Here is a 22,265-nt window from a genome sequence, read left to right on the forward strand (position 1 = left end):
GCTGGGCCCTCTCCCCTCTTGGATCAAGGGTTTTCTTCCAGCTTACGGCTCCTCATGGAGGTCGATGCGGCTGGCGAGCATCGCGGCCTGCTTCTCCTCCAGGCCGGCGAAGTCGAACAGCTCGCGGTCGGCGAGCTGCGAGGGCGCCACGTTGGTCACCGCCTTGAACATGCTCTCCAGCCGGCCGGGGTGCTTTTTCTCCCACTCGGCGAGCATCTCCTTGACCACCTGGCGCTGCAGGTTGGGCTGGGAGCCGCACAGGTTGCAGGGGATGATCGGGAAGTCCATCAGCCGCGCGTACTCGGCGATATCCGCCTCGCGGCAGTAGGCCAGCGGGCGGATGACGATATTCCTGGCGTCGTCGGAGAGCAGCTTGGGGGGCATCGCCTTGAGGCTGCCGGCGAAGAACAGGTTGAGGAACAGCGTCTCCAGGATGTCCTCGCGGTGGTGGCCCAGCGCCACCTTGGTGGCGCCGATCTCCTCGGCGAAGCCATAGAGGGAACCGCGCCGCAGCCGCGAGCAGAGCGCGCAGGTGGTCTTGCCCTCGGGGGTCTTCTCCTTGACCACCGAATAGGTGTCGCGCTCGAGGATGTGATACTCGACGCCGATCGATTCCAGGTACTCGGGCAGCACGTGCTCGGGGAAGCCGGGCTGCTTCTGGTCGAGGTTCACCGCCACCAGCGAGAAGTTCACCGGGGCGTTGCGTTGCAGGCTGCGCAGGATCGACAGCAGGGTGTAGCTGTCCTTGCCGCCACTCAGGCAGACCATCACACGGTCGCCCTCGTCGATCATCCCGTAATCGATGATGGCATTGCCGACCTGCCGCCGCAGCCGCTTCTGCAACTTGTTGAACTCGCGCTTGCCCCTGGCGTCCAGGGCATCGAGGGTCGGCGTCGGGGACTCGGCGGCGGACGCCGGCGGGGCGGGCTCACGCACGCTGGGATCGAAGAGGGTGGCGTCTTGCATGGTCTCGGGCGCTGCCAGTGCGGGCGGAAATTGACGGCGCCCATCCTACCACCCGCGGCGCCCCGAGGCGACGCCGCGGGCGGGACCGGCGGCTCAGGCGAACAGGCCGCCGGGGGCCGGGGTGCGCTCGAGGCGCAGGTACATCAGGGCGGTGGTCACGGCGTCGCCCAGGGCGGTATGGCGCCCCATCACCGGCACATCCAGCAACTCGGCCACCCGCTCGAAGCGCGGCAGCGCATCGAGCTCGGTATGGCGACGACGCAGCCGGCGTCTCCACAGCTGGGCCACGTCGAGGGTCGCGTTGGGCAGCTCGAAGCCGAAGCGCGGGCGCAGCTCGCGATTGAGGATCGCCAGGTCGAAGTCCAGGTGCCAGCCCAGCAGGGGACGGTTGCCGGCGAAGTCGAGCAAGCGCGCCAGGGCCTTGTCCACCGCCTCGCCGCCCTCCAGGTCGATGCCGCGCAGGCCATGGATGCGGATGGAGTCGCCGGACAGCGAGGCGGGACGCGCCAGGCGCAGGTCCAGCGACTCGCTGGTCAGCACCCGATCGCCGCGGATCTTCACGGCGGCCAGCGACACCAGCTCGGCATGGCGCGTATCCAGCCCGGTGGTCTCGGTATCGATCACCACCATCTCGTCGCCGGTGTAGGGGTGGAACAGCCAGGCGTAGTCGCCGTTGGCGTGCCGCCGCCGGTCGGCGGCGCGTCTCAATGCCTTGAACATGACGGGGCTCCTTGTGTCCTTGTCGTTCCCTCGGCCTTCACGAATATTCGAGGTGGAAGCGATGGGATAGTCGCTGCTTGAAGTCCTTGACGATGTGCAGTGCCTCGCGCAGCAGGTCGCGCTCCAGCGACGAGAGCTCCTGGACCACCACCCGGTCGGGCTGGCGCTCGCCCCCCTCGCCGTTCATCCGCGCCAGCTGCTGCTTGAGGCGCAGCTCGGTGAACAGCGACAACGCCTCGCCCAGGTCCTCGGCGAACCGCGCCTCCAGGCGGCCGTCGGCGGCCAAGGCGTCGAGCCGCTCCAGGGTCGAGGTGACACGGATCCCCCGCTCGAGGGCCATCACCCGCACGCCGTGCACGATGGGGAAGATACCGCCCTTCTTGATGTCGATGCCGTGCTGGGGACGCTTCAACGAGCCGAACAGGGTCAGCGGCGTGGAGAAGCTCAGGATGGCGCGAGCGAAGTGGGAGAGCAGCAGCTCGTCGCCGGCACAGCGCGCGAAGAGTTCGTCGCGGACCCGGTCGAGCAGCGCCGGATTGCCGGCCACCGCGTGGGAGTCGAGCATGATGGCGAGCTTCATCAGGCTGTCCCCATCCCGCACGGCGAGCCAGTGGGCGATACGCTTCCCCCATTGGGAGACGCTGCCGATCCACTGCGGATTGGAGACCATGATGTTGCCCGGGCAGGGCGGATAGCCCAGCTCGATCAGCGTCTCGGTGAGCCGCTGCATCTGCGCGTCGCGGTCGGGCCATGCCAGGTCGTCGGCCACCACCAGGCCATTGTCCTGGTCGGTCTTGAGGATCTGCTCACCGCGCCCCTCGCTGCCCATCACCATCAGGCAGCTGTCGCGGTGATAGCGCTCGTCGACCAGGAACCCCCAGGCCTTGTTGATGATGCGACCGTTGAGTGCCGCCAGCAGCCCCATGGCGAAGCGCAGCTTGACGCCCTGGGCCATCAGCGCCCGCACCAGCTCCGGCGTTCGCCGACTGGCCGCGGCCAGGGCCTCGAGGCTCTCCGCCTGCTCCACCTGCAGGCCGACCACGTAGCTGCGGCTGGAGAAGTAGCTGAGCACGTCGGTGAGCTCCACCACCCCCACGGGGTTGTCGCCCTCCATCACCACCACCCGCTCCACCTTGTGCCGGGTCATGGTCACCAGCGCCTCGAACAGGTACTGGCCGGGGGAGGCGGTGATCAGCTCGCCACGCCCGAGCTCGGCCAGCGGACAATCGCGGCCACGCTCGTCGACCACCAGGGCGTTGAGCAGGTCGGTCTTGGTGACCATGCCGTGGCCGTCCCCGCGAGCCACCAGCAGGGAGTCGACGCACCGCTCGTTGATGGTGCTCACCGCCTCGGCGATGCTGGTCCCGGCCGCCACCACCAGCGGCTCGCGCATGCACTCGTCGACCCGGGCCAGCATGAAGCCGGCCATGGTCACGCCCCCCTCGGCACGCTGCTCGGTGAGCAGGCGTGCCTTGTGGGCCAGGGTCTGGCGGAAGAACTCCGCGAACGGCGGATAAGCATCGCACAGCTCGAGGAACAGCGCCTTGGGCAGCAGGTAGCAGAGGCTCTCCTGCTCGGCCCGGAAGCGGTAGCGGCTCTTGCCATTCAGGATGCTGATGGCCCCGAAGAGGTCACCGCGGGTGTAGTGGCCGAGGCGCTCCCGGGCCGCGGGCTGGGTGGTATCCAGCTCGGCCACCTCCCCCTTGTGGATCAGGAAGACGTACTCGCCGGGCTGGCCGGCCTCGAGGACGATCTCGTCACGGTCGAAGTAGGCCAGGTCGACGCCCTGGCGCACACGCTCCCGCCCGGCATCATCGAGCAGCGTGAACGGGGGCTGGGAGAGATCGAGATCGACCATGGCATGACCTCATGAAGGCGGCCAACGCGGACACGACTCCCGCGAGGGGAAGACGAGACTCCGGGCGGTGTCGGCAACCGGGGCGAAGTGACTGGATGCCTCGGCGAGGACCATGGCGACATGATGTCATCGACATGGCGGCCGGCAGATCGAGGATACCAACACCGCCTCTCCCCACATAAGCTAGACGATCGTCTGGCCCGACTCCTCCCTATACCATCGTCCAATCCCCTCCAGTGGCCTATACGAAGGTCAAAGACTCCCCTCCTATACCATCGTACTATCCAGGCACGCCGCCACCCTCAACCCTCCAGAAAACAATATTTCAATTTATTGTTTTTGAAGAACTTTTTTATTACATCTTGAATCGCTTTCTTCTCATGATACGAAAGTCTGGGATTCATTTTTTCCGGTCATTGACCACTATCCACTTGGCATCATGCAGGGCAATCGCACGACACCAGACGCCAGGCAGGGTGCGATTGCCCTGGTGGGCCCGAAACCGATGTGAGTGCGCAACTTCCCTATCTCAAGAACAAGTGGAGAACACGACATGGCTGAAGAGAAAATCGACTCAACGGAGTACTGGAAGGCGAACCTGCGCCTGATCACAGGCTGCCTGATCGTCTGGGCGTTCGTCTCCTATGGATGCGCCATCCTGTTCCGGCCACTGCTCTCGGGCATTCCGATCGGCGGAACCGACCTGGGCTTCTGGTTCGCCCAGCAGGGCTCCATCCTGACCTTCATCGCGCTGATCTTCTTTTATGCCTGGAAGATGAATCGGCTGGACAAGAAATTCGGGCTCGGGGAGTAAGCCAGCATGAGTCAGTTCGCTATCAACGTGCTCTTCGTCGGAGCCTCCTTCGCCCTCTATATCGGCATCGCCATCTGGGCCAAGGCCGGCTCGACCAAGGACTTCTATGTCGCCGGGGGCGGCGTCCACCCCATCACCAACGGCATGGCGATCGGGGCCGACTGGATGTCCGCGGCCTCCTTCATCTCCATGGCCGGCCTCATCGCCGCCGGCGGCTATGCCAACTCCACCTTCCTGATGGGTTGGACCGGCGGCTATGTGCTGCTGGCCATGCTGCTGGCGCCCTATCTGCGCAAGTTCGGCAAGTTCACGGTGCCCGAGTTCATCGGTGACCGCTTCTACAGCAAGCAGGCGCGCATGGTCGCGGTGATCTGCCTGATCGTCGCCTCGGTGACCTACGTCATCGGCCAGATGGCCGGCGCCGGGGTGGCCTTCTCGCGCTTCCTGGAAGTCGATGCCACCACCGGCCTGATCATCGCCGCCGTGGTGATCTTCTGCTATTCGGTGCTGGGGGGCATGAAGGGCATCACCTACACCCAGGTGGCCCAGTACATCGTGCTGATCATCGCCTACACCATCCCGGCGGTGTTCATCTCCCTGGAGCTGACCGACAACCCGCTGCCGCCGCTGGGGCTGTTCTCCGAGCACAGCGAGTCGGGCATGCCGCTGCTGGCCAAGCTCAACGAGGTGGTCACCGCCCTGGGCTTCAACGAGTACACGGCCGACGTGGACAACAAGCTCAACATGGTGCTGTTCACCCTGTCGCTGATGATCGGTACCGCCGGCCTGCCCCACGTCATCATCCGCTTCTTCACCGTGCCCAAGGTCGCCGACGCCCGCTGGTCCGCCGGCTGGGCCCTGGTGTTCATCGGCCTGCTGTACCTGACCGCGCCGGCCGTGGCCTCCATGGCTCGCCTCAATATCGCGACCACCGTCTATCCCGACATGGCCGGACAGGTCGAGAACGTCGAGGACGCGACGACCAACCCGATCCTCTACGAGGAGCGCCCCGGCTGGATCCGCACCTGGGAGGAGACCGGGCTGATCCAGTATGAGGACAAGAACGACGACGGCCGTATCCAGCTCTACAACGACACCGAAGCCTTCGCGCCGACCGCCGAGGCACGCGGCTGGGAAGGCAACGAGCTGTCGGTCAACAACGATATCCTGGTGCTGGCCAACCCCGAGATCGCCAATCTGCCGGGGTGGGTCATCGGCCTGATCGCCGCGGGCGGCCTCGCCGCGGCCCTGTCGACCGCCGCGGGCCTGCTGCTGGCCATCTCCTCGGCGATCAGTCATGACCTGATCAAGGGGGCCATCAACCCACGCATCACCGAGAAGGGCGAGCTCCTGGCGGCGCGGATCTCGATGTCGGTCGCCATCGTCGTCGCGACCTACCTCGGGGCCAATCCTCCGGGCTTCGCCGCCCAGGTGGTGGCCCTGGCCTTCGGCATCGCCGCCGCCTCGCTGTTCCCGGCGCTGATGATGGGGATCTTCTCCAAGCGGGTGAACAACCATGGCGCCATCGCCGGCATGCTCTCCGGCCTGGCCTTCACCCTGGTGTACATCTTCGTCTACAAGGGTTGGCTGTTCATTCCGGGCACCAACAACCTGGCGGACACCCCGGAGAACTGGGTGCTGGGCATCTCGCCGCTGTCCATCGGCGCGGTCGGGGCGATCATCAACTTCGCGGTGGCCTTCGGCGTCTCCAAGGCGACCGCCGAACCGCCCCAGGAGATCCAGGATCTGGTGGAAAGCGTCCGCTATCCCAAGGGTGCTGGCACGGCAAGCGGCCACTGAGACATAATGGCCCCTGGCCCGGCATGCCGGGCCAGTCAATCCCTCTGCGATCGGGCTTCCCCAGGGAAGCCCGATCGCTTTCCAGACAGGTGAACCATGATTTGGCACTTGATCGCGGCGATCTTCGCCGGCCTCGGCGCGGCGGGCGTCGGCCTGCTGCTGCGCCTGGCCAGCGGCAGGCGACTGCCGCGCTGGATCGTTCCCGTCCTGGGCGGACTGGGCATACTGGGCTACCAGATCCACTACGAGTACAGCTGGCTCGACCACAAGCGTGCCCAGCTGCCGGCCAGCGCCAGGGTGGTGGAAGTGGAACACGACACCATGTTCTGGCGGCCCTGGACCTACCTCTTCCCTCTTGCCAGCGCCTTCAGCGTGGTGGATCGCGATGGCATGGCGCCGCACGACACCGCCGACGAGCGGCTGGTGGAGTACCTGCGCTACCGCTTCGAGAGACACTACCGAGACCAGGTGAGTCACCAGGCGTGGCTGATGAACTGTACCTCCGGCGAGACCCTGCCGCTGGTCGGCGAGGAGCGTCGCCCCAGGGTCGAGGCGATGCGCGAGGTAGCGACGGCCGACCCGCTCTACCAGGCGGTGTGCGACCGGGGCTAGCCCCCGCCTGCCCAGCGGCGCCGCATTGCCCTAGAATGGCGGCAGACCCGAGGGAGGAAGCGCATGTTCTCTGGCTGGCTGCTGGTTGCCGTATCGCTGATCTACATCGCCGTGCTGTTCGGCATCGCCTGGAACGGCGATCGCCACGCCCGCCGTCACGGGGCCAGCCAGCGGCGGCCGATCATCTACAGCCTGGCGCTGGCCATCTACTGCACCTCCTGGACCTTCCACGGCGCCGTGGGACAGGCGGCCACCGGCGGCTGGTCCTTCGCCAGCATCTACGTCGGCCCGATCCTCACCTTCCTGCTGTTCTGGCCGGTGCTGGCCAAGATGATCCGCGTGGCCAAGCACCAGAACGTCACCTCCATCGCCGACTTCATCGCCTCGCGCTACGGCAAGACCCAGTCGCTGGCGGCCTTCGCCAGCCTGGTGGCGCTGATCGGTACCCTGCCCTACATCGCCCTGCAGCTGAAGGCCGTCTCCACCTCCTTCAGCCTGCTGACCACGGCCTCGGACATCACCCGGGCCCCGCTGTTCGCCGATACCGCCTTCTACGTGGCGCTGGTGATGGCCGCCTTCGCCATCCTCTTCGGCACCCGCCACACCGACGCCACCGAGCACCATGAGGGGCTGATCCATGCGGTGGCCTTCGAATCGCTGGTCAAGCTGATGGCCTTCCTGGCCCTGGGCGCCTATGTCACCTGGGGCATGTTCGACGGCCTCGGCGACCTGCTGTCGCGCGCCGAGATCCAGCTGGAACTGCAGCGCCAGTTGGCCGAGCAGGACTTCGGCCGCAGTTTCTGGGCCCAGACCCTGCTCGCCATGCTGGCGATCCTCTGCCTGCCCCGCCAGTTCCACGTCGCGGTGGTGGAGAACACCCACCGCGACGACGCCAGTACGGCCCGCTGGCTGTTCCCGGTCTACCTGCTGGCCTTCGCCTTCTTCGTGGTGCCGCTGGCCGCCGCCGGCCTGACCCTGTTCGCCGACAGCGGCATCGAACCCGACACCTACGTGCTGGCGCTGCCCATCGCCGCGGAAAGCACCTGGCTGACCCTGCTGACCTTCATCGGCGGCTTCTCGGCGGCCACCGGCATGGTGATCGTGGCCGCGGTGGCGGTCTCGATCATGATCTCCAACGAGATCGTCATCCCGGCGCTGTTCCGCCTGCGCTGGTTCGACACCAAGGCCCGCGACTACGGCCGCCTGGTGCTGCGTGCTCGGCGCATCACCATCGCCGCGGTGCTGGCCATGGCCTACGGCTTCTACCAGCTGATCGGCGAGTTCACCTCGCTGGCCTCCATCGGCATGCTGTCGTTCGCCGCCGCCGCCCAGTTCGCCCCCGCCCTGATCGGCGGCCTCTACTGGAAGCGCGGCAACCGACTGGGCGTGATCGTCGGCATGAACGCCGGCTTCGCCATCTGGGCCTACAGCCTGCTGATGCCCTCGATGATCGGCGCCGAGGTGCTGCCCGCCGACTGGCTCGCCGGCGGGCCCTTCGGAGTGGCCTGGCTCGCCCCCACCTCGCTGTTCGGGCTCAACGTGGGCGACGCCTTCACCCACGGCGTCATGCTGTCGCTGGGCATCAACCTGTTCTGCTACATCTTCGTCTCCCAGGTCACCTCCCAGCGGGTGGTGGAGCGCATCCAGGCCTCGCTGTTCGTGGACAGCGTGGAGACCCGCCAGACCTCGGTGAACCGCCCCTGGACCGGCGCCACCACGGTGGGCGACCTCAAGGTGCTGTGCGAACGCTTCCTGGGCGCCGGCCAGGTGGCCCGGGCTTTCGACGACTACGCCCGGCGCAGCGGCAAGTCGCTGGAGGACGGCACCCGCGCCTCCATCGACGTCATCCAGTTCACCGAACGCTTCCTCGCCTCGGTGCTGGGCGCCTCCTCGGCACGCATCGTGGTCAACTCGGCGCTGCAGGGGCGCGGCATCGGCATCTCCGACGTCATCTCCATCGTCGACGAGGCCTCCCAGGTGCTGGAGTTCAACCGCGCCCTGCTGCAGGCCACCATCGAGAACATCAACCAGGGCATCAGCGTGGTGGACCAGAACCTGCGCCTGGTGGTGTGGAACCAGCGCTACCTGGAGCTGTTCCGCTTCCCCGACCACCTGATCCGGGTCGGCGCGCCGATGGACAAGATCTTCCGCTACAACGCCCACAACGGCGAGTACGGCCCCGGCGACCCCGAGGAACACGTCCAGCTGCTGCTCGACAACATCCGCGAGGGCCAGCCCCACCGCTACGTGCGCTACCGCCAGGACGGCAGCGTGCTGGAGGTGCAGGGCAACCCCATGCCGGGCGGCGGCTTCGTCTACACCTACCAGGACATCACCCAGCAGAAGCGCATCGAGGAAGCGCTGATCCGCTCGGAGAACAACATCCGCATCTACACCGACAACGTGCCGGCACTGATCGCCTACTTCGACAAGGAGTGCCGCTACCTCTTCACCAACCGCGCCTACGAGCAGGCCTTCGGCATCGACCGCAACGCGGTGATCGGCAAGCGCGTGGAGGACGTGATCTCGTCGGAGATGGCCCGCGAGCGCGCCCCCTGGATCGAGCGCGCCCTGGGCGGCGAGCGGGTCAACTTCGAGGTCTCCCTGCGCCTGCCGGAGGGCAAGCGCTACATGCTGGTCACCTACACCCCGCACTTCGGCGACAGCGGGGCGATCCTGGGCTTCTTCGCCCTCTACCAGGACATCACCGAGCGGCGCCTGGCGGAGATCGCCCTCAAGGAGACCAACGAGACCCTGGAGGAGCGCGTCCGCGAACGCACCCAGGCGCTCTCCGAGGCCAACGCCGCCCTGCGCCAGGAGAACCGGGTACGCGCCGAGGCGGAACAGGCGCTGCGCCAGGCCAAGCAGGTGGCCGAGGACGCCAACGCCTCCAAGACCCGCTTCCTGGCCGCCGCCAGCCACGACCTGCTGCAGCCCCTCAACGCGGCGCGGCTGTTCACCTCGGCGCTCTCCCAGGAGATGGACGCCGACGACATGAAGCGCACCATCGGCCATATCGACGGCTCGCTGCAGGCCGCCGAGGAGCTGCTCGGCACCCTGCTCGATATCTCCAAGCTCGACGCCGGTGCCCTGACCCCGCGGCGCAGCCACTTCGCCCTGGCCGATATCTTCCGGCCGCTGCGCGCCGAGTTCGAGGTGATGGCCGAGGAGCGCGGCCTCGACCTGGTGGTGGTCCCCACCCGCGCCTGGGTCGACAGCGACCCGCAGATGCTGCGGCGCATCGTGCAGAACTTCCTGTCCAACGCCCTGCGCTACACCCAGGAGGGCCGGGTGCTGCTGGGCTGCCGGCGCCACGCCAAGCGACTGACCATCGAGGTCTGGGACTCCGGCCCCGGTATCCCCGAATCCAAGCAGGCGGAGATCTTCCAGGAGTTCCGCCGCCTCGACCAGGCCTCGCGGCACAAGGAGAGCGAGAAGGGCCTGGGCCTGGGGCTGTCCATCGCCGATCGCATGAGCCGGGTGCTCGACCACCCCATCCGGGTGCACTCGACGGAGGGACGCGGCACCATGTTCGCCGTCAGTGTGCCCGTGGTGGAGGCCCTGACACCGGCTCAGCAGGCCGAGGAGGCCGCCGCCCCCCGACGCGTCGGCAACAAGCTGGCCGGCACCCGCATCCTGTGCATCGACAACGAGACGCTGATCCTGGAGGGCATGAAGGCGATGCTCTCCGGCTGGGGCTGCGAGGTATTCACCGCCACCAGCATCGGCGGCGCCAAGTCGGTGCTGCGCCACCTGGACGGCGACCCGGATGCGATCCTGGCCGACTACCACCTGGACAACGAGGTCACCGGCCTGATGGCCCTGGAGGCGCTCTCCGAGCGGCTGGAGGGCGCGGTGCCCGGCATCGTGATCACCGCCGATCGCACCGAGGAGGTCGCCGAGGAGATCAAGCGCGCCGGCTACCAGCTGCTGCTCAAGCCGGTGCGCCCCGCCGCCCTGCGCGCCCTGCTCACCCGCACCCTGCAGGCCAGCCGCGCGCCTAGCGCCTAGCTGGAACGAAACCGCCTCCGTGGCAAGAGGCCACGGAGGCGGTTTTCTTCTAGCTTCCAGGCGTGAAGCGCCGCTCTTCCAGCTTCTAGCTCCGGGCGAAGCCCGGGTTAGGATTCCACCTTCGGCGGCTCGACCTCGAGCTTCTGGGCGGCGATCACCGCCTGGGTGCGGGAGTGCACGCCCAGCTTGCGCAGGATGGCGGTGACGTGGGCCTTGATGGTCGCCTCGGAGACGTTGAGCTCGAAGGCGATCTGCTTGTTGAGCAGGCCCTCGGTGAGCATGTTGAGCACCCGGAACTGCTGGGGGGTGAGCGAGGCGATCGCCTCGGCGAAGCGCGCCTCCTCCTCGTCGACCTCGCCCAGCATCTCGGCGAGCTCCGCCGGCAACCACACCTCGCCCTCGAGGATCTCGCCCACCGCCTCGGCGATCAGCGTGAGCGACGATGACTTGGGGATGAAACCCGAGGCGCCGTAGTCGATGGCACGCCGCACCACATGGGGTTCGTCGCTGCCCGAGACCACCGCCACCGGGATATCCGGGGTCTGGCCCCGCAGCTGAATGAGACCAGAAAACCCATGCGCTCCCGGCATATGCAGGTCGAGCAGGATCAGGTCGGCGTCCGGGTGGCGGGTCACCACCTCGACGGTGGCCTCCATGGTATCGGACTCGACGATCTCGGCCTGGGGCGCCAGCTGTCGCAGCGCCTGGGTCAGGGCTGCACGGAACAACGGATGGTCATCGGCGACGATGAATTTCTGGGCAAAGGCCATGGATTCTCCTCCGGTTCCACGGGCAGCGGGTCGAGATCCGCCACGCGGGCTCTGCGATTGTTGAACCGCATGTTACCCCATGGCAAGCCCGTTCCCAAGCGCCCGGGAGGCATTGTCGACAATAATGTGACACCCAGCAAGAAGCCGGCCCGAAGGCCGGCTCCGTGGATCGGGTGCGCGCCGCGGCTCAGCGGTTGACGCGATGCTCGATCAGCTCGTCCACCACCGAGGGATCGGCCAGGGTACTGGTGTCCCCCAGGCCCTCGGTCTCGTTGGCGGCGATCTTGCGCAGGATGCGGCGCATGATCTTGCCGGAACGGGTCTTGGGCAGTCCCGGGGCCCACTGGATGACGTCCGGCGAGGCGATGGGGCCGATGTCCTTGCGCACCCACTGGGTCAGCTCTTTCTTGAGCTCGTCGCTGGGTTCCACCTCATCGGTCAGGGTGACGTAGATGTAGATGCCCTGGCCCTTGATGTCGTGGGGAAAGCCCACCACGGCGGCCTCGGCCACGGCGTCGTGGGCCACCAGCGAGGACTCGATCTCGGCGGTGCCCATGCGGTGGCCGGAGACGTTGAGCACGTCGTCGACGCGACCGGTGATCCAGTAGTAGCCGTCCTCGTCGCGGCGACAGCCGTCGCCGGTGAAGTAGCGCCCCTCGTAGGTGGAGAAGTAGGTCTGCACGAAGCGCTCGTGGTCGCCCCAGATGGAACGCGCCTGGCCCGGCCAGGAGTCGGTGATCACCAGGTTGCCGTCCACGGCACCCTCGAGTTCGTTGCCCTCGTTGTCGAGCAGCGCCGGCTTGACGCCGAAGAACGGCAGGGTCGCGGAGCCCGGTTTGAGGTCCATGGCGCCGGGCAGCGGTGAGATCATGATGCCGCCGGTCTCGGTCTGCCACCAGGTGTCGACGATGGGGCACTTCGAGTTGCCGATCACCCGGTAGAACCACTCCCAGGCCTCGGGGTTGATGGGTTCGCCCACCGAGCCCAGCAGGCGCAGGCTGTCGCGCCTGCTGGAGTCCATGACGTGGTCGCCATGGGCCATCAGCGCGCGGATGGCGGTGGGTGCGGTGTAGAGGGTATTGACCCGGTGCTTGTCGACGATCTCGCCCATGCGGCCGTGGCTCGGGTAGCTCGGCACGCCCTCGAACATCAGGGTGATGGCGCCGTTGGCCAGGGGGCCATAGACGATGTAGCTGTGGCCGGTGACCCAGCCTACGTCGGCGGTGCACCAGTAGACCTCGCCCTCCTGGTAGTCGAAGACGTACTGGTGGGTCAGGCCGGCGAACACCATGTAGCCGCCGGTGGTGTGCTTGAGCCCCTTGGGTGCCCCGGTGGAACCGGAGGTGTAGAGGATGAACAGTGGGTCCTCGGCGTTCATCTCGGCCGGCTCGCATTCGGTGGCCTGCCGGTCGACCTCCTCGTGGAACCACAGGTCGCGCCCGTCCTTCCAGTCGATCTCGCCGCCGGTGCGCTTGACCACCAGCACCTTCTCGCACACCTCGGTACCGTCGCGGGTCAGGGCCGCATCGACGTTGTCCTTGAGCGGTACCTGCTTGCCGCCGCGCACGGACGCGTCGGCGGTGATCACCAGCCGGGACTCGGCGCCGATGATGCGCTGGGCCAGGGCGTCCGGGGAGAAGCCGCCGAACACCACCGAGTGCACCGCCCCGATGCGCGCACAGGCCAGCATGGCCGCGGCGGCCTCGGGGATCATCGGCATGTAGAGGGTGACCACGTCGCCCTTCTGCACGCCCTGCTCCTTGAGGGCGTTGGCGAGCTGGCAGGTGCGCTCGTAGAGCTCGCGGTAGGTGACGCGCTTGTCGTCCTTGGGGTCGTCACCCTCCCAGATGATGGCGGTCTGGTCGCCGCGCTTGTCGAGGTGACGGTCGAGGCAATTGACGCTGGCGTTGAGGGTACCGTCCTCGAACCAGCGAATATCCACGTTGTCCCGGGCGAAGGAGGTGTTCTTGATCTTCGTCGGCGCCTGGAACCAGTCGATGCGCTTGGCCTGGTCGGCCCAGAAGCCCTCGGGGTCGTCCACGGACTGCTGATACATCGCCTGGTACTTCTCCCTGTCGGCCCAGGCCTTGGCGGCGATGTCGGCGCGCACGGGATGGACTTGCTGATGTTCGCTCATGAGTCTGCCTCTGTCTCGGGATGGGACCCGTCGGGTGAAACGAAGCCGGCCGTCGTCTGATGGCCGGGGCCATAAACCAAGTTCAGCATATACTCCAGCGGGACGCCTTCCCCTTAGACATTGGTATGAAAGAATTTCTTTCTATAACAGATACTTAAGTCGTATCTCCACCCCCTCCCCGGCCCCCATAGACCAGGTCCCCCATACAGTGGCGGCAACGATAGCGGCGGCCGCGACGCGCCAGGGAATGGCGCCGCGCGGTGAAGGCATGCTCCCGACAGCCGCAGGCGTAGCGGTAGGGCGTCGGGCTCGCCCGGCCGGTGTCGAAGCGATGGGTGGTGCGCGGCTCGAGACCGAACAGCCGGCGCATCACCGTGCGCCACTCGCGGCCGTGGGGGCGCGCCAGCTGGCCGTCCTCGAGATGGTGGATCAGCCAGTGGGCCATCTCGTGGGGGACCACCTCCACCAGGAAGTCCAGGCGATTCTCGGCGTAGAGCAGCGGGTTGAAGCGCAGCCCGCCGCGCCCGAAGTGGGCCTGGCCGGCGCACTTGCCACGCAGGTCGCACCATACCTCGGGCCTGGGCAGCCCGGGATGCACCTCGCGGCACAGCCGCCAGGCGTCTTCCACCCGTTCGTGCAGGGCGGCGAGCAGCGCTGGCTCGTCGAGGACGGCCAGGCGTGCGGGGTCGGGGGTGGGCAGCGCGGGGCGATTCATGGATGCTAGAATGCTGCCTCGAACCTCGGGCGTAAAGCCCCGCCCATCCCGTCGCGAGAGAGTGCCGATGTCCGATACCCCGCCGCCCGTTCCCCTGCTCGACGACGACCAGCTCGACCGGCTCGACGACTTCCTCGCCTCCGACCGGGTGGACGAGGACGCCCTGGACCTCATCGGCACCCACGGTTTCCTGGTGGCGCTGGCCGTCTCCCCGCGCGAGGTGGAGCCGGCTGCCTGGATCGCCGAACTGTTCCAGGGCGAGCCGGCCTTCGCTGACGACGCCGAGCGCGAGGACGTCCTCGGCCTGCTGGAGCGGCTGCGCCGCAACGCCATCGCCGCCCTGGAGCAGGGCCAACTGCCCGAGCTGCCCTTCGAGCTCAGCCTGGACGGGATCGCCCCGGAGGAGACACCCATCGGCGACTGGTGCGCCGGCTTCATGGAGGGGGTCTTCCTCGACGAGGCGGCCTGGTTCGAGGAGGACGAGGAGGCCGCCGCCACCCTGCTGCTGCCCTTCATGGCCTTGTCCGGCCTGTTCGACGAGGAACCGGACATGGCCGAGTTCATCGCCGATGACCGCCGCCTGGAGAAGCTGGTGCGCCAGCTCCCCGAGCTGGTGATGGATCTCTACCTGCACTATCGCGTACCGCCGGAGACGCCCAAGCCCACCCCGCGCAAGAAGAAGCCCGCCGGCCGCAAGCGGTAAGCTGGAAGCCAGCATGATGAGGTGGCCCTGGGGTCAAGGTGTTTTCTTCCAGCTTCTAGCTCCCGGCGAAGCCAGGTTACCGTAGCCGCGTCAGCATCCCGTCCAGGCTGCCGTAGAGCCACTCGCGGAAACGCTGCAGGCGCGGGCGCCGCGCCCACTCCTCGCGGCGGATCTCGCGGCTGGCGGCGAAGTTGCGCTCGAACAGCTCGGCCACCTCGCCGGCGAAGCGACGGTCGGCCACCTCCTGGTTGGCCTCGAGGTTCCAGTGCAGGCTCCAGTGGTCGAAGTTGCAGGAACCCAGGCTCACCCAGTCGTCCACCAGCGAGAACTTGGCGTGGATGAACACGGGCTGGAATTCGAAGATGCGCACCCCGGCGCGCAGCAGGCGACCGTAGAAGCGCTGGCCGGCGTAGCGCACCCCGGGATGGTCGTGGCGATCCCCGGGCAGCAGCAGGCGCACGTCGACGCCGCGGCGGGCGGCCCTCGCCAGGCGCAACCGCAGGGTGAAGGTGGGCACGAAGTAGGGAGTGCACAGCCACAGCCGGCGGCGGGCCCCCGACACCTGTTGCTGCAGGGAGTGACGGATCGCCTGGTAGCGGTAACCCTGTCCCCACACCACCCGGCCGCGCATGCCGCGATAGCCGTCCGCCTCGGGCGTGGTGGTGGCCAGCCCGCGCACCAGGCCGGCCTCCCCGCGGCCGCGGGTCAGCGGCGAATCCCACAGGCGGCTGAACAGCCGTACCCAGTCGGCCACCACCGGACCCTCGATGCGCACCGCCACCTCGTACCAGGCGTCGAGGAACTCGTCCACCGCCCCGAAGCCGCCGGTGAAGGCGACCCGCCCATCCACCACCACCAGCTTGCGGTGGTCCCGGGTCAGGTTGCGCGCCAGGGAGTGGAACCCCAGGGGATTGAAGAAGCGCAGCGCCACGCCGCCCGCCTCCAGCCGCTCGCGATCGTCGCTCGACAGGCCCATGGCACCGTAGCCGTCGAGCAGCAGCATCACCCGCACCCCCCGGCCGGCGGCCTTCACCAGGCACTCGATCAGCGCCGCGGCGAGCCGCCCCGACTCCATCAGGTAGAGTTCGATCAGGATCGATTCCCGGGCATCGTCCAGGACCTCGAACATCGCCGGCAGGAAGCGCGCCGCCTCCGGCAGCAGCTGGAAATGGTTGCCGTCTCGCCAGATGCCGTGCATGCCTCCTCCCTTCGCCTGGCCGGCACCGGCCGGACCTTCCCCGACTGACCGGACGCCTTGCGATGACTATACTGGCCTTTCCCTCTGCTTTCCTGCGCCGGGGCAAACGGATGGCCTTGCTGCACCCCCTGAAGACGCTGCTCCACGCACCGATGACCCGGCTGATCGCCGCCTGGGTCAGGCCGCGACTGATCGAGCCCGAGCCCACCGAACTCGGCCTGGCCCCCGACCTGCCGGTACTCTACGTATTGCCCCGGCCGGCGCTGAGCGACGCCTGGCTGCTGGCCGCCCTCACCGAGCGCCACGCCCTGCCCCGTGCGGCCGGGCGGCGGCGCATCGGGGCGCTGCGCCCGCCCGCCTGCCTGGCCCTGCCCGCCACCCGCCACCGGCTGTGGCCCCGGGCGGCGCGGGTCGAGGCGCCCTTCCGGGCGCTCATCGAGCAGCTCGATACGCCCGATGGCCAGCCAGTCCAGCTGGTGCCGGTGAGCGTCTTCTGGGGCCGCGCCCCGGGCAAGCGCTTCGGCTTCTGGCGGCTGCTGGCCGCCGACAGCTGGCGGCTCACCGGCCGCCTGCGCCGGGCGCTGTCGGTGCTGGTCAACCGGGGCAGCGTCGAGGTGCACTTCGGTGCCCCGCTGCGCCTCGACGAGCTGGTGGCGGGCCGGGAGCCGGCCCGCGACGACCGCAAGGCCGCGCGGCTGCTGCGCGTGCACTTCCGCCGGGTACGCACCCGGGTGCTGGGCCCGGACCTCTCCCACCGCCGCACCCTGATCGAGGGCGTCGCCGCGAGCCCCGAGGTGCGCCGGGTGATCGACGACCTCGCCGGCGAGGGCCGCTTCTCCCGGGAACGCCTGCGCCGCCGCGCCCGGCGCTACGGCCGCGAGATCGCCTCCAACATGACCTACCCCGTGCTGCGCTTCATGGACGGCCTGCTGCGCCGGCTATGGAACCGCCTCTACGACGGCGTCGACGTGCGCGGCCTGGCGGCGGTCAAGGCCCTGGCCGGCGACCACACCCTGGTCTACGTGCCCTGCCATCGCAGCCATATCGACTACCTGCTGCTCTCCTACGTGCTCTACCAGGAGGGCCTGATGCCGCCGCACATCGCCGCCGGACGCAACCTGGACATGCCGCTCGTGGGGCCCCTGCTGCGTCGCGGTGGCGCCTTCTTCCTGCGCCGCAGCTTCCGCGACAACCGTCTCTACGGCGCGGTGTTCAACGAGTACCTGCACCGCCTGATCGCCCGCGGCCATCCACTGGAGTACTTCATCGAGGGGGGCCGCTCGCGCAGCGGCCGCATGCTGCCGGCCCGTCCAGGCATGCTGGCCATGACGGTGCGCTCCTTCCTACGCAGCAGCGCCCGGGGCCAGGCACGCCCCCTGGCCTTCGTGCCGGTCTACATCGGCTACGAACGGATCATCGAGAGCGCCAGCTACCAGCGCGAACTGCACGGCGGCAGGAAGCGCCAGGAGAGCCCGCTGGCCCTGCTGCGGGTGGTGGGGCGGCTGCGCCGACCGTTCGGCCGGGTCGCGGTCAACGTCGGCGAGCCGCTGCCGCTCGACGCCTTCCTGGACGAGCGGGTGGGGCGCCGATGGCGCGAAGCGCGTGAGGAGCAACCGGACCGGTTCACCGACCTGGTGCAGCATCTGGGCGAGACCCTGTGCCGGCGCATCAACGCCGCCGCCGCCCTCAACCCGGTGAACCTGGTGGCACTGGCCCTGCTGGCCACGCCCCACCACGCCATCGAGGCACGCCTGCTGGCCCGCCAGCTCGCCCTACTGGCCCAGCTGCAGCGTCGCCTGCCCAGCGGCGCTCGGATCAGCCTGCCCGAGGGGACGCCGGAGGCGTGGATCGATCGGGCCCTGGCCCTGGAGGCGATCCAGCGCCGCGAGCAGGCACTGGGCGACATCCTGCTCGCCGACCCGGCCCAGGCCGGGCGCCTCGGCTGGTTCCGCAACAATGTCCTGCACCTCTTCGCCCTGCCGGGCCTGGTCGCCTTCGCCTTCCGCCACCAGGCGGCGCACCGCCTGGACGACCTCGAGGCCCTGCTGGCGCCGGGCTGGCCGATCCTCGCCCGGGAACTGATGGTGGAGCCCCCCGCCTCCTTGCGCGAGGCGCTGGTCGCCATGCTCGACCTGCTCACCGAGCTGGGCCTGCTGGAGCACGACGGCGAGGACACCTGGCGCCGCCGGACGGAGCCCCTGGAGGCTGGCGAGTGCCTGGACCTGCTGGGCCAGCTGATGCAGCCCTCCCTGGAGCGCGGCTACCTGCTGCTGGCGGTGCTGCTGGACGCCGGCCCCGGGCGGCTGGGCGCCGACGAGTTGGCGAGCCGCAGCCGCCAGCTGGCGGAGCGCCTGGCGCTGCTGTCGGGGCGCGACGCCCCGGAGTTCTTCGATACCCGGCTGTTCGTGGGGCTGGTAGAGGGCCTGGAGCGGGAGGGCTGGCTATGGCGGGACGCCGAGGGGCGCCTGGTCCATGACCAGCGGCTGCGCGAGGCGGCCCTGCGCTCGCGGCGGCTGTTCGACCCGGCGCTGCGCCACCGCCTGCAACTCGTGGTGAGACGGGAAGGAGAGCCTTGTAGAGCTGATACCGCTCGGGGCTGATCCGTCGACAGGCCTGCCCCCGCGCGCCTCGCTATGGGCAGCGACGATTGCCCGAGGTTGCCGTCAGGGCGCGGTGCACATAGAGATCATAGCGGCTGGTCTTGCCCTCGATGACGTGGCGCGGCGGTGGGCCCGCGATGGGCGGCGCCTTGCGCGGCCGCTTGACCACCACCCGGTGGGTCGCCACGTCCAGCGCCGCCTCCAGCAGGCGCGGGGCATCGACGTCGTCGCCGGCCAGGACGCGAAACAGCCGCATCTCCTTCTTGACCAGCGCCGACTTGTCGCGGTGGGGAAACATGGGATCGAGATGGACCACCTGGGGAGGCACCCCCGCCTCGGCCACCAGGCGCTGCAGGTCGCGTGTCGCATCGCCATGGGCCAGGTGCATGCGCGCGGCGATCTCCACCGTCTGCGGGTAGGCCCGGGCACGGGCCAGGCCGTCCTCGAGCAGGGCGGCGATGGCCGCCACCCGCTCCACCAGCAGCACCTCGGCGCCCAGGCTCGCCAGCACGAAGGCGTCGCGGCCCAGGCCGGCGGTGGCGTCCACCACCGCGGGCGTCACCCCCCTGCCCAGGCCACAGGCGCGGGCGATGAGCTGGCCGCGCCCGCCGCCGAAGCGCCGCCGGTGGGCGGCCTTGCCGGAGGCGAACTCCACCGCTAGCGGATGGCCATAGCGCTTCGGGTCACCGGCCAGCACCAGGCGCCCGTCGCGACGCACGAGGAGGAGTTCGGCCGCGTCGCCCCAAGGCAGGCCGAAGCGCTCGGCGAGCCCCGCCAGGGCGGGGTCGGCCACCGCCACCGCGCCGCGCTCGCTCATCGCGCCTTCTTCCAGGCCACCTCGTTGCGCAGGTAGACCGGCTGGGCGAGATGGGCCGGCTGCCCGAGCCCGGCCTCCAGGTCGCGCATGGCCAGCAGCGCCATGTCGGCGGCGTCCGCCTCCATGTCGGGCAACCGCTGCCCCAGCCCGGCCTGCACCGCGGCGGGCATGCGCTCCCAGAGGCCCCAGCCGGAGCCCACGCCGACCCAGTCGTGGTCGTCGTGGCCGGCCGGCAGCCGCAGGCGCTCGGGCGCCAGCACCGCCTCCTCGGTCAGGGCCTCGGGCAGGCCGTCGCGGCACTGCCAGGCGGCGGCGTAGATCTCGCCCATGCGCGCGTCCAGGGCGGTGACCAGCCAGCGGAAGTGGTGGCGGCGGTGCGCCCCCAGCGCCAGGGCCGCCAGGGTGGAGACGCCGAAGAGCGGCCGCTCGAGGCCATAGGCCAGCCCCTGGGCGGCCCCGGCGGCGATGCGCAGCCCGGTAAAGGAGCCCGGACCGTGACCGTAGGCCACGCCATCCAGGTCCGTCGGCGCCACCCCGGCCTCGGCCAATACCTCGTCGACCATGGGCAGCAGGCGCCGGGTATGGGCGCGAGGGGCCAGGGCGAAGCGGGACAGCAGTTCGTCCTCGGCCCCCTCACGGCGCCGCAGCAGGGCGGCGGAGCAGGCTTGCGAGGAGGCATCGAGGGCCAGCAGGGTCGGCATGAACGGGCAGCCTCACAGGATCGGAAAAGGACGGGCGCATTATACAAGCCCTAAACGACGATGGCCCGCTTGAGCGGGCCACCAGAAGGCAGTCGGGCATGCTCTAAACGCTTCAGGAGCGGGGCTGATCCGGCGCCCCGCAACCACCCTGCAGTTCTCGGGGAAAGTCAGCCTTCCAATGCCTTGAGCACCTGGGCGGTGATCTCGTCGACGCTGCCGATGCCCTCCACGCGGTGGTAGGCGGGCGCGGCCTCGGGATCCTGCTCGGCCCAGGCCTGGTAGTAGTCGACCAGCGGGGCGGTCTGCTCGTGGTAGACCGCCAGGCGGTTGCGCACCGTGGACTCGCGGTCGTCGTCGCGCTGGATCAGCGGCTCGCCGGTGACGTCGTCCTTGCCCACTTCCTTCGGCGGATTGTACTCGACGTGGTAGACGCGCCCGGAGCCCGGGTGCACGCGACGCCCGGCCAGGCGGTTGACGATCTCCTCGTCGTCCACGGCGATCTCCAGCACGTGGTCGATCTTCACCCCGGCCTCCTTCATGGCGTCGGCCTGGGGAATGGTGCGCGGGAAGCCGTCGAACAGGAAGCCGTTGGCGCAGTCCGGCTGGGCGATGCGCTCCTTGACCAGGGCGATGATGATGTCGTCGGACACCAGACCGCCGCTGTTCATGATCTCCTTGACCTTGACGCCCAGCTCGCTGCCCTCCTTGACGGCGGCACGCAGCATGTCGCCGGTGGAGATCTGCGGGATCTTGAAGCGTTCGCAGATGAACTGGGCCTGGGTACCCTTGCCGGCCCCCGGGGCGCCCAACAGGATCAAACGCATGTTCTAGTCCTCGAGTTACAAGTGGTTGTCAGTAATGAAGAATCGGTTGGAGGAGAACGATAACCGGGGCGTGGTCCCGGCACAAGCGGCAGGCACCGCGGCGGGCACTCTCGAGGAATGAAAACCCCATTCATATCAACCGGCTCGCCTGCGAATAACACTTTGGTCTTGCGCTGCGTCAGAGACCCCGAAAACGACAACGACGCCCTTCGGCGCCGTTGTCGTGCAGGGGTGGCGACCGCCGCGACTACAACAGCAGCCGGCGGATGTCGGTCAACAGCTGGCCGAGCAGCGCGGTGAAGCGCGCCGCGTCGGCGCCGTTGACCGCCCGGTGGTCATAGGAGAGGCACAGCGGCATCATCAGCCGGGGGGCGAACTCCTGGCCGTTCCACACCGGCTTCATCTGCGCCTTGGAGATGCCGAGGATGGCCACTTCCGGGGCGTTGACGATGGGCGTGAAGGCGGTACCGCCGATGGAGCCCAGGCTGGAGATGGTGAAGCAGCCACCGGTCATCTCCTCGCGCTTGAGCTTCTTCGACTGGGCCTTCTTGGCCAGTTCCACGGACTCCTTGGCCAGGTCGATCAGCGATTTCCTGTCGGCGTCGCGGATCACCGGGACCATCAGGCCGTCCGGGGTGTCCACGGCGACGCCGATGTGCACGTACTTCTTCCACACCACCGTCTCGCCGTCGCTCTTCAGGCTGACGTTGAACTGCGGGTACTGGCGCAGGGCGAAGGCGCACGCCTTGATCAGGAAGGGCAGCGGCGTGAGCTTGGCGCCCTGGGCCTCCGCCTCGGCCTTCATGGACTTGCGGAAGGCCTCCAGTTCGGTGATGTCCGCCTCGTCGAACTGGGTGACGTGGGGCAGGTTGACCCAGCTGCGATGCAGGTTGGTGGCACCCATCTTCATGAGGCGGCCCATGGCCTTCTCTTCCACCTCACCGAACTGGCTGAAGTCCTGGTCGGGGATCGGCGGGATGCCGGAACCGCCGGCGGCCGCCGGGGCGGGGGGCGGCGCC

The 22,265-nt window shown here is 68.6% G+C and carries 17 protein-coding genes; 6 read left to right on the top strand and 11 right to left on the bottom strand.

Annotated elements, in window-relative coordinates; translation table 11 throughout:
• Window positions 1–42: 42 nt before the first annotated feature.
• The 3 genes from ttcA to QWY80_RS18450 form a co-directional block, all read right to left on the bottom strand.
• Window positions 43–966 carry a tRNA 2-thiocytidine(32) synthetase TtcA gene (gene ttcA, locus QWY80_RS18440; RefSeq protein WP_290234952.1) on the bottom strand — a complete coding sequence of 308 codons (924 nt, stop codon included), beginning with the start codon at window positions 964–966 and terminating at the stop codon, window positions 43–45.
• Between the two features lie 93 nt (window positions 967–1,059).
• Window positions 1,060–1,686: a 3'-5' exonuclease gene (locus QWY80_RS18445; protein WP_290234956.1), complete on the bottom strand. Its 627-nt coding sequence runs from the start codon at window positions 1,684–1,686 to the stop codon at window positions 1,060–1,062.
• Window positions 1,687–1,723: 37 nt separating this feature from the next.
• On the bottom strand, window positions 1,724–3,544 hold the full coding sequence (locus QWY80_RS18450) for a putative nucleotidyltransferase substrate binding domain-containing protein (protein WP_290234959.1): 1,821 nt from the start codon (window positions 3,542–3,544) through the stop codon (window positions 1,724–1,726).
• A gap of 553 nt (window positions 3,545–4,097) precedes the next feature.
• Here QWY80_RS18450 and QWY80_RS18455 point away from each other — a divergent pair.
• The 4 genes from QWY80_RS18455 (at window position 4,098) to QWY80_RS18470 (ending at window position 10,781) form a co-directional block, all read left to right on the top strand.
• Window positions 4,098–4,358, top strand: coding sequence for a DUF4212 domain-containing protein (locus QWY80_RS18455; RefSeq protein WP_290234962.1), 261 nt, complete (start codon window positions 4,098–4,100; stop codon window positions 4,356–4,358).
• 6 nt (window positions 4,359–4,364) lie between these two features.
• Window positions 4,365–6,158, top strand: a complete 1,794-nt coding sequence (locus QWY80_RS18460; protein WP_290234965.1) for a sodium:solute symporter family protein — start codon at window positions 4,365–4,367, stop codon at window positions 6,156–6,158.
• Between the two features lie 96 nt (window positions 6,159–6,254).
• A complete protein-coding gene (locus QWY80_RS18465; protein WP_290234968.1) occupies window positions 6,255–6,770 on the top strand; it encodes a hypothetical protein in 516 nt (171 codons plus the stop codon).
• A 63-nt stretch (window positions 6,771–6,833) separates the two neighbouring features.
• Window positions 6,834–10,781, top strand: coding sequence for a hybrid sensor histidine kinase/response regulator (locus tag QWY80_RS18470; RefSeq protein WP_290234972.1), 3,948 nt, complete (start codon window positions 6,834–6,836; stop codon window positions 10,779–10,781).
• 107 nt (window positions 10,782–10,888) lie between these two features.
• Here QWY80_RS18470 and QWY80_RS18475 read toward each other — a convergent pair whose 3' ends face one another.
• The 3 genes from QWY80_RS18475 to QWY80_RS18485 all read right to left on the bottom strand — a co-directional run bounded on the left by QWY80_RS18475 (window position 10,889) and on the right by QWY80_RS18485 (window position 14,403).
• Entirely contained in the window at window positions 10,889–11,551 is a 663-nt protein-coding gene (locus QWY80_RS18475) for a response regulator (protein ID WP_290234975.1), read from the bottom strand.
• Between the two features lie 187 nt (window positions 11,552–11,738).
• Window positions 11,739–13,688 (bottom strand): acetate--CoA ligase, encoded by a 1,950-nt coding sequence (gene acs, locus QWY80_RS18480; protein ID WP_290234978.1) that lies wholly within the window; start codon window positions 13,686–13,688, stop codon window positions 11,739–11,741.
• Between the two features lie 154 nt (window positions 13,689–13,842).
• On the bottom strand, window positions 13,843–14,403 hold the full coding sequence (locus QWY80_RS18485) for a SprT family zinc-dependent metalloprotease (protein ID WP_290234979.1): 561 nt from the start codon (window positions 14,401–14,403) through the stop codon (window positions 13,843–13,845).
• Window positions 14,404–14,470: 67 nt separating this feature from the next.
• Here QWY80_RS18485 and QWY80_RS18490 point away from each other — a divergent pair, with 67 nt between their 5' ends.
• Window positions 14,471–15,106 carry a YecA/YgfB family protein gene (locus QWY80_RS18490; protein ID WP_290234981.1) on the top strand — a complete coding sequence of 212 codons (636 nt, stop codon included), beginning with the start codon at window positions 14,471–14,473 and terminating at the stop codon, window positions 15,104–15,106.
• A 76-nt stretch (window positions 15,107–15,182) separates the two neighbouring features.
• Here the strand turns inward: QWY80_RS18490 and QWY80_RS18495 are convergent, their stop codons facing one another.
• Window positions 15,183–16,304 (bottom strand): phospholipase D-like domain-containing protein, encoded by a 1,122-nt coding sequence (locus QWY80_RS18495; protein ID WP_290234983.1) that lies wholly within the window; start codon window positions 16,302–16,304, stop codon window positions 15,183–15,185.
• 110 nt (window positions 16,305–16,414) lie between these two features.
• On the opposite strand from QWY80_RS18495, the gene plsB reads away from it, so the two are divergent.
• Complete coding sequence (gene plsB / locus QWY80_RS18500) at window positions 16,415–18,904, top strand: glycerol-3-phosphate 1-O-acyltransferase PlsB (protein ID WP_290234985.1); 2,490 nt, start codon at window positions 16,415–16,417, stop codon at window positions 18,902–18,904.
• 31 nt (window positions 18,905–18,935) lie between these two features.
• Here plsB and QWY80_RS18505 read toward each other — a convergent pair whose 3' ends face one another.
• The 4 genes from QWY80_RS18505 to QWY80_RS18520 all read right to left on the bottom strand — a co-directional run.
• On the bottom strand, window positions 18,936–19,721 hold the full coding sequence (locus tag QWY80_RS18505; RefSeq protein ID WP_290234987.1) for a class I SAM-dependent methyltransferase: 786 nt from the start codon (window positions 19,719–19,721) through the stop codon (window positions 18,936–18,938).
• On the bottom strand, window positions 19,718–20,422 hold the full coding sequence (tsaB, locus tag QWY80_RS18510) for a tRNA (adenosine(37)-N6)-threonylcarbamoyltransferase complex dimerization subunit type 1 TsaB (protein WP_290234989.1): 705 nt from the start codon (window positions 20,420–20,422) through the stop codon (window positions 19,718–19,720). Before tsaB ends, QWY80_RS18505 begins: the two co-directional genes overlap by 4 nt.
• Before the next feature lie 167 nt (window positions 20,423–20,589).
• On the bottom strand, window positions 20,590–21,246 hold the full coding sequence (gene adk, locus QWY80_RS18515; protein ID WP_290234991.1) for an adenylate kinase: 657 nt from the start codon (window positions 21,244–21,246) through the stop codon (window positions 20,590–20,592).
• 247 nt (window positions 21,247–21,493) lie between these two features.
• Window positions 21,494–22,265: 2-oxo acid dehydrogenase subunit E2 (locus QWY80_RS18520; RefSeq protein WP_290234994.1), on the bottom strand; the 772-nt coding region annotated here is incomplete at its 5' end.

Origin of the sequence: Halomonas ramblicola, from assembly GCF_030409215.1 — a bacterium.
In the GTDB taxonomy this organism is placed as follows: Bacteria; Pseudomonadota; Gammaproteobacteria; order Pseudomonadales; family Halomonadaceae; genus Halomonas; species Halomonas ramblicola.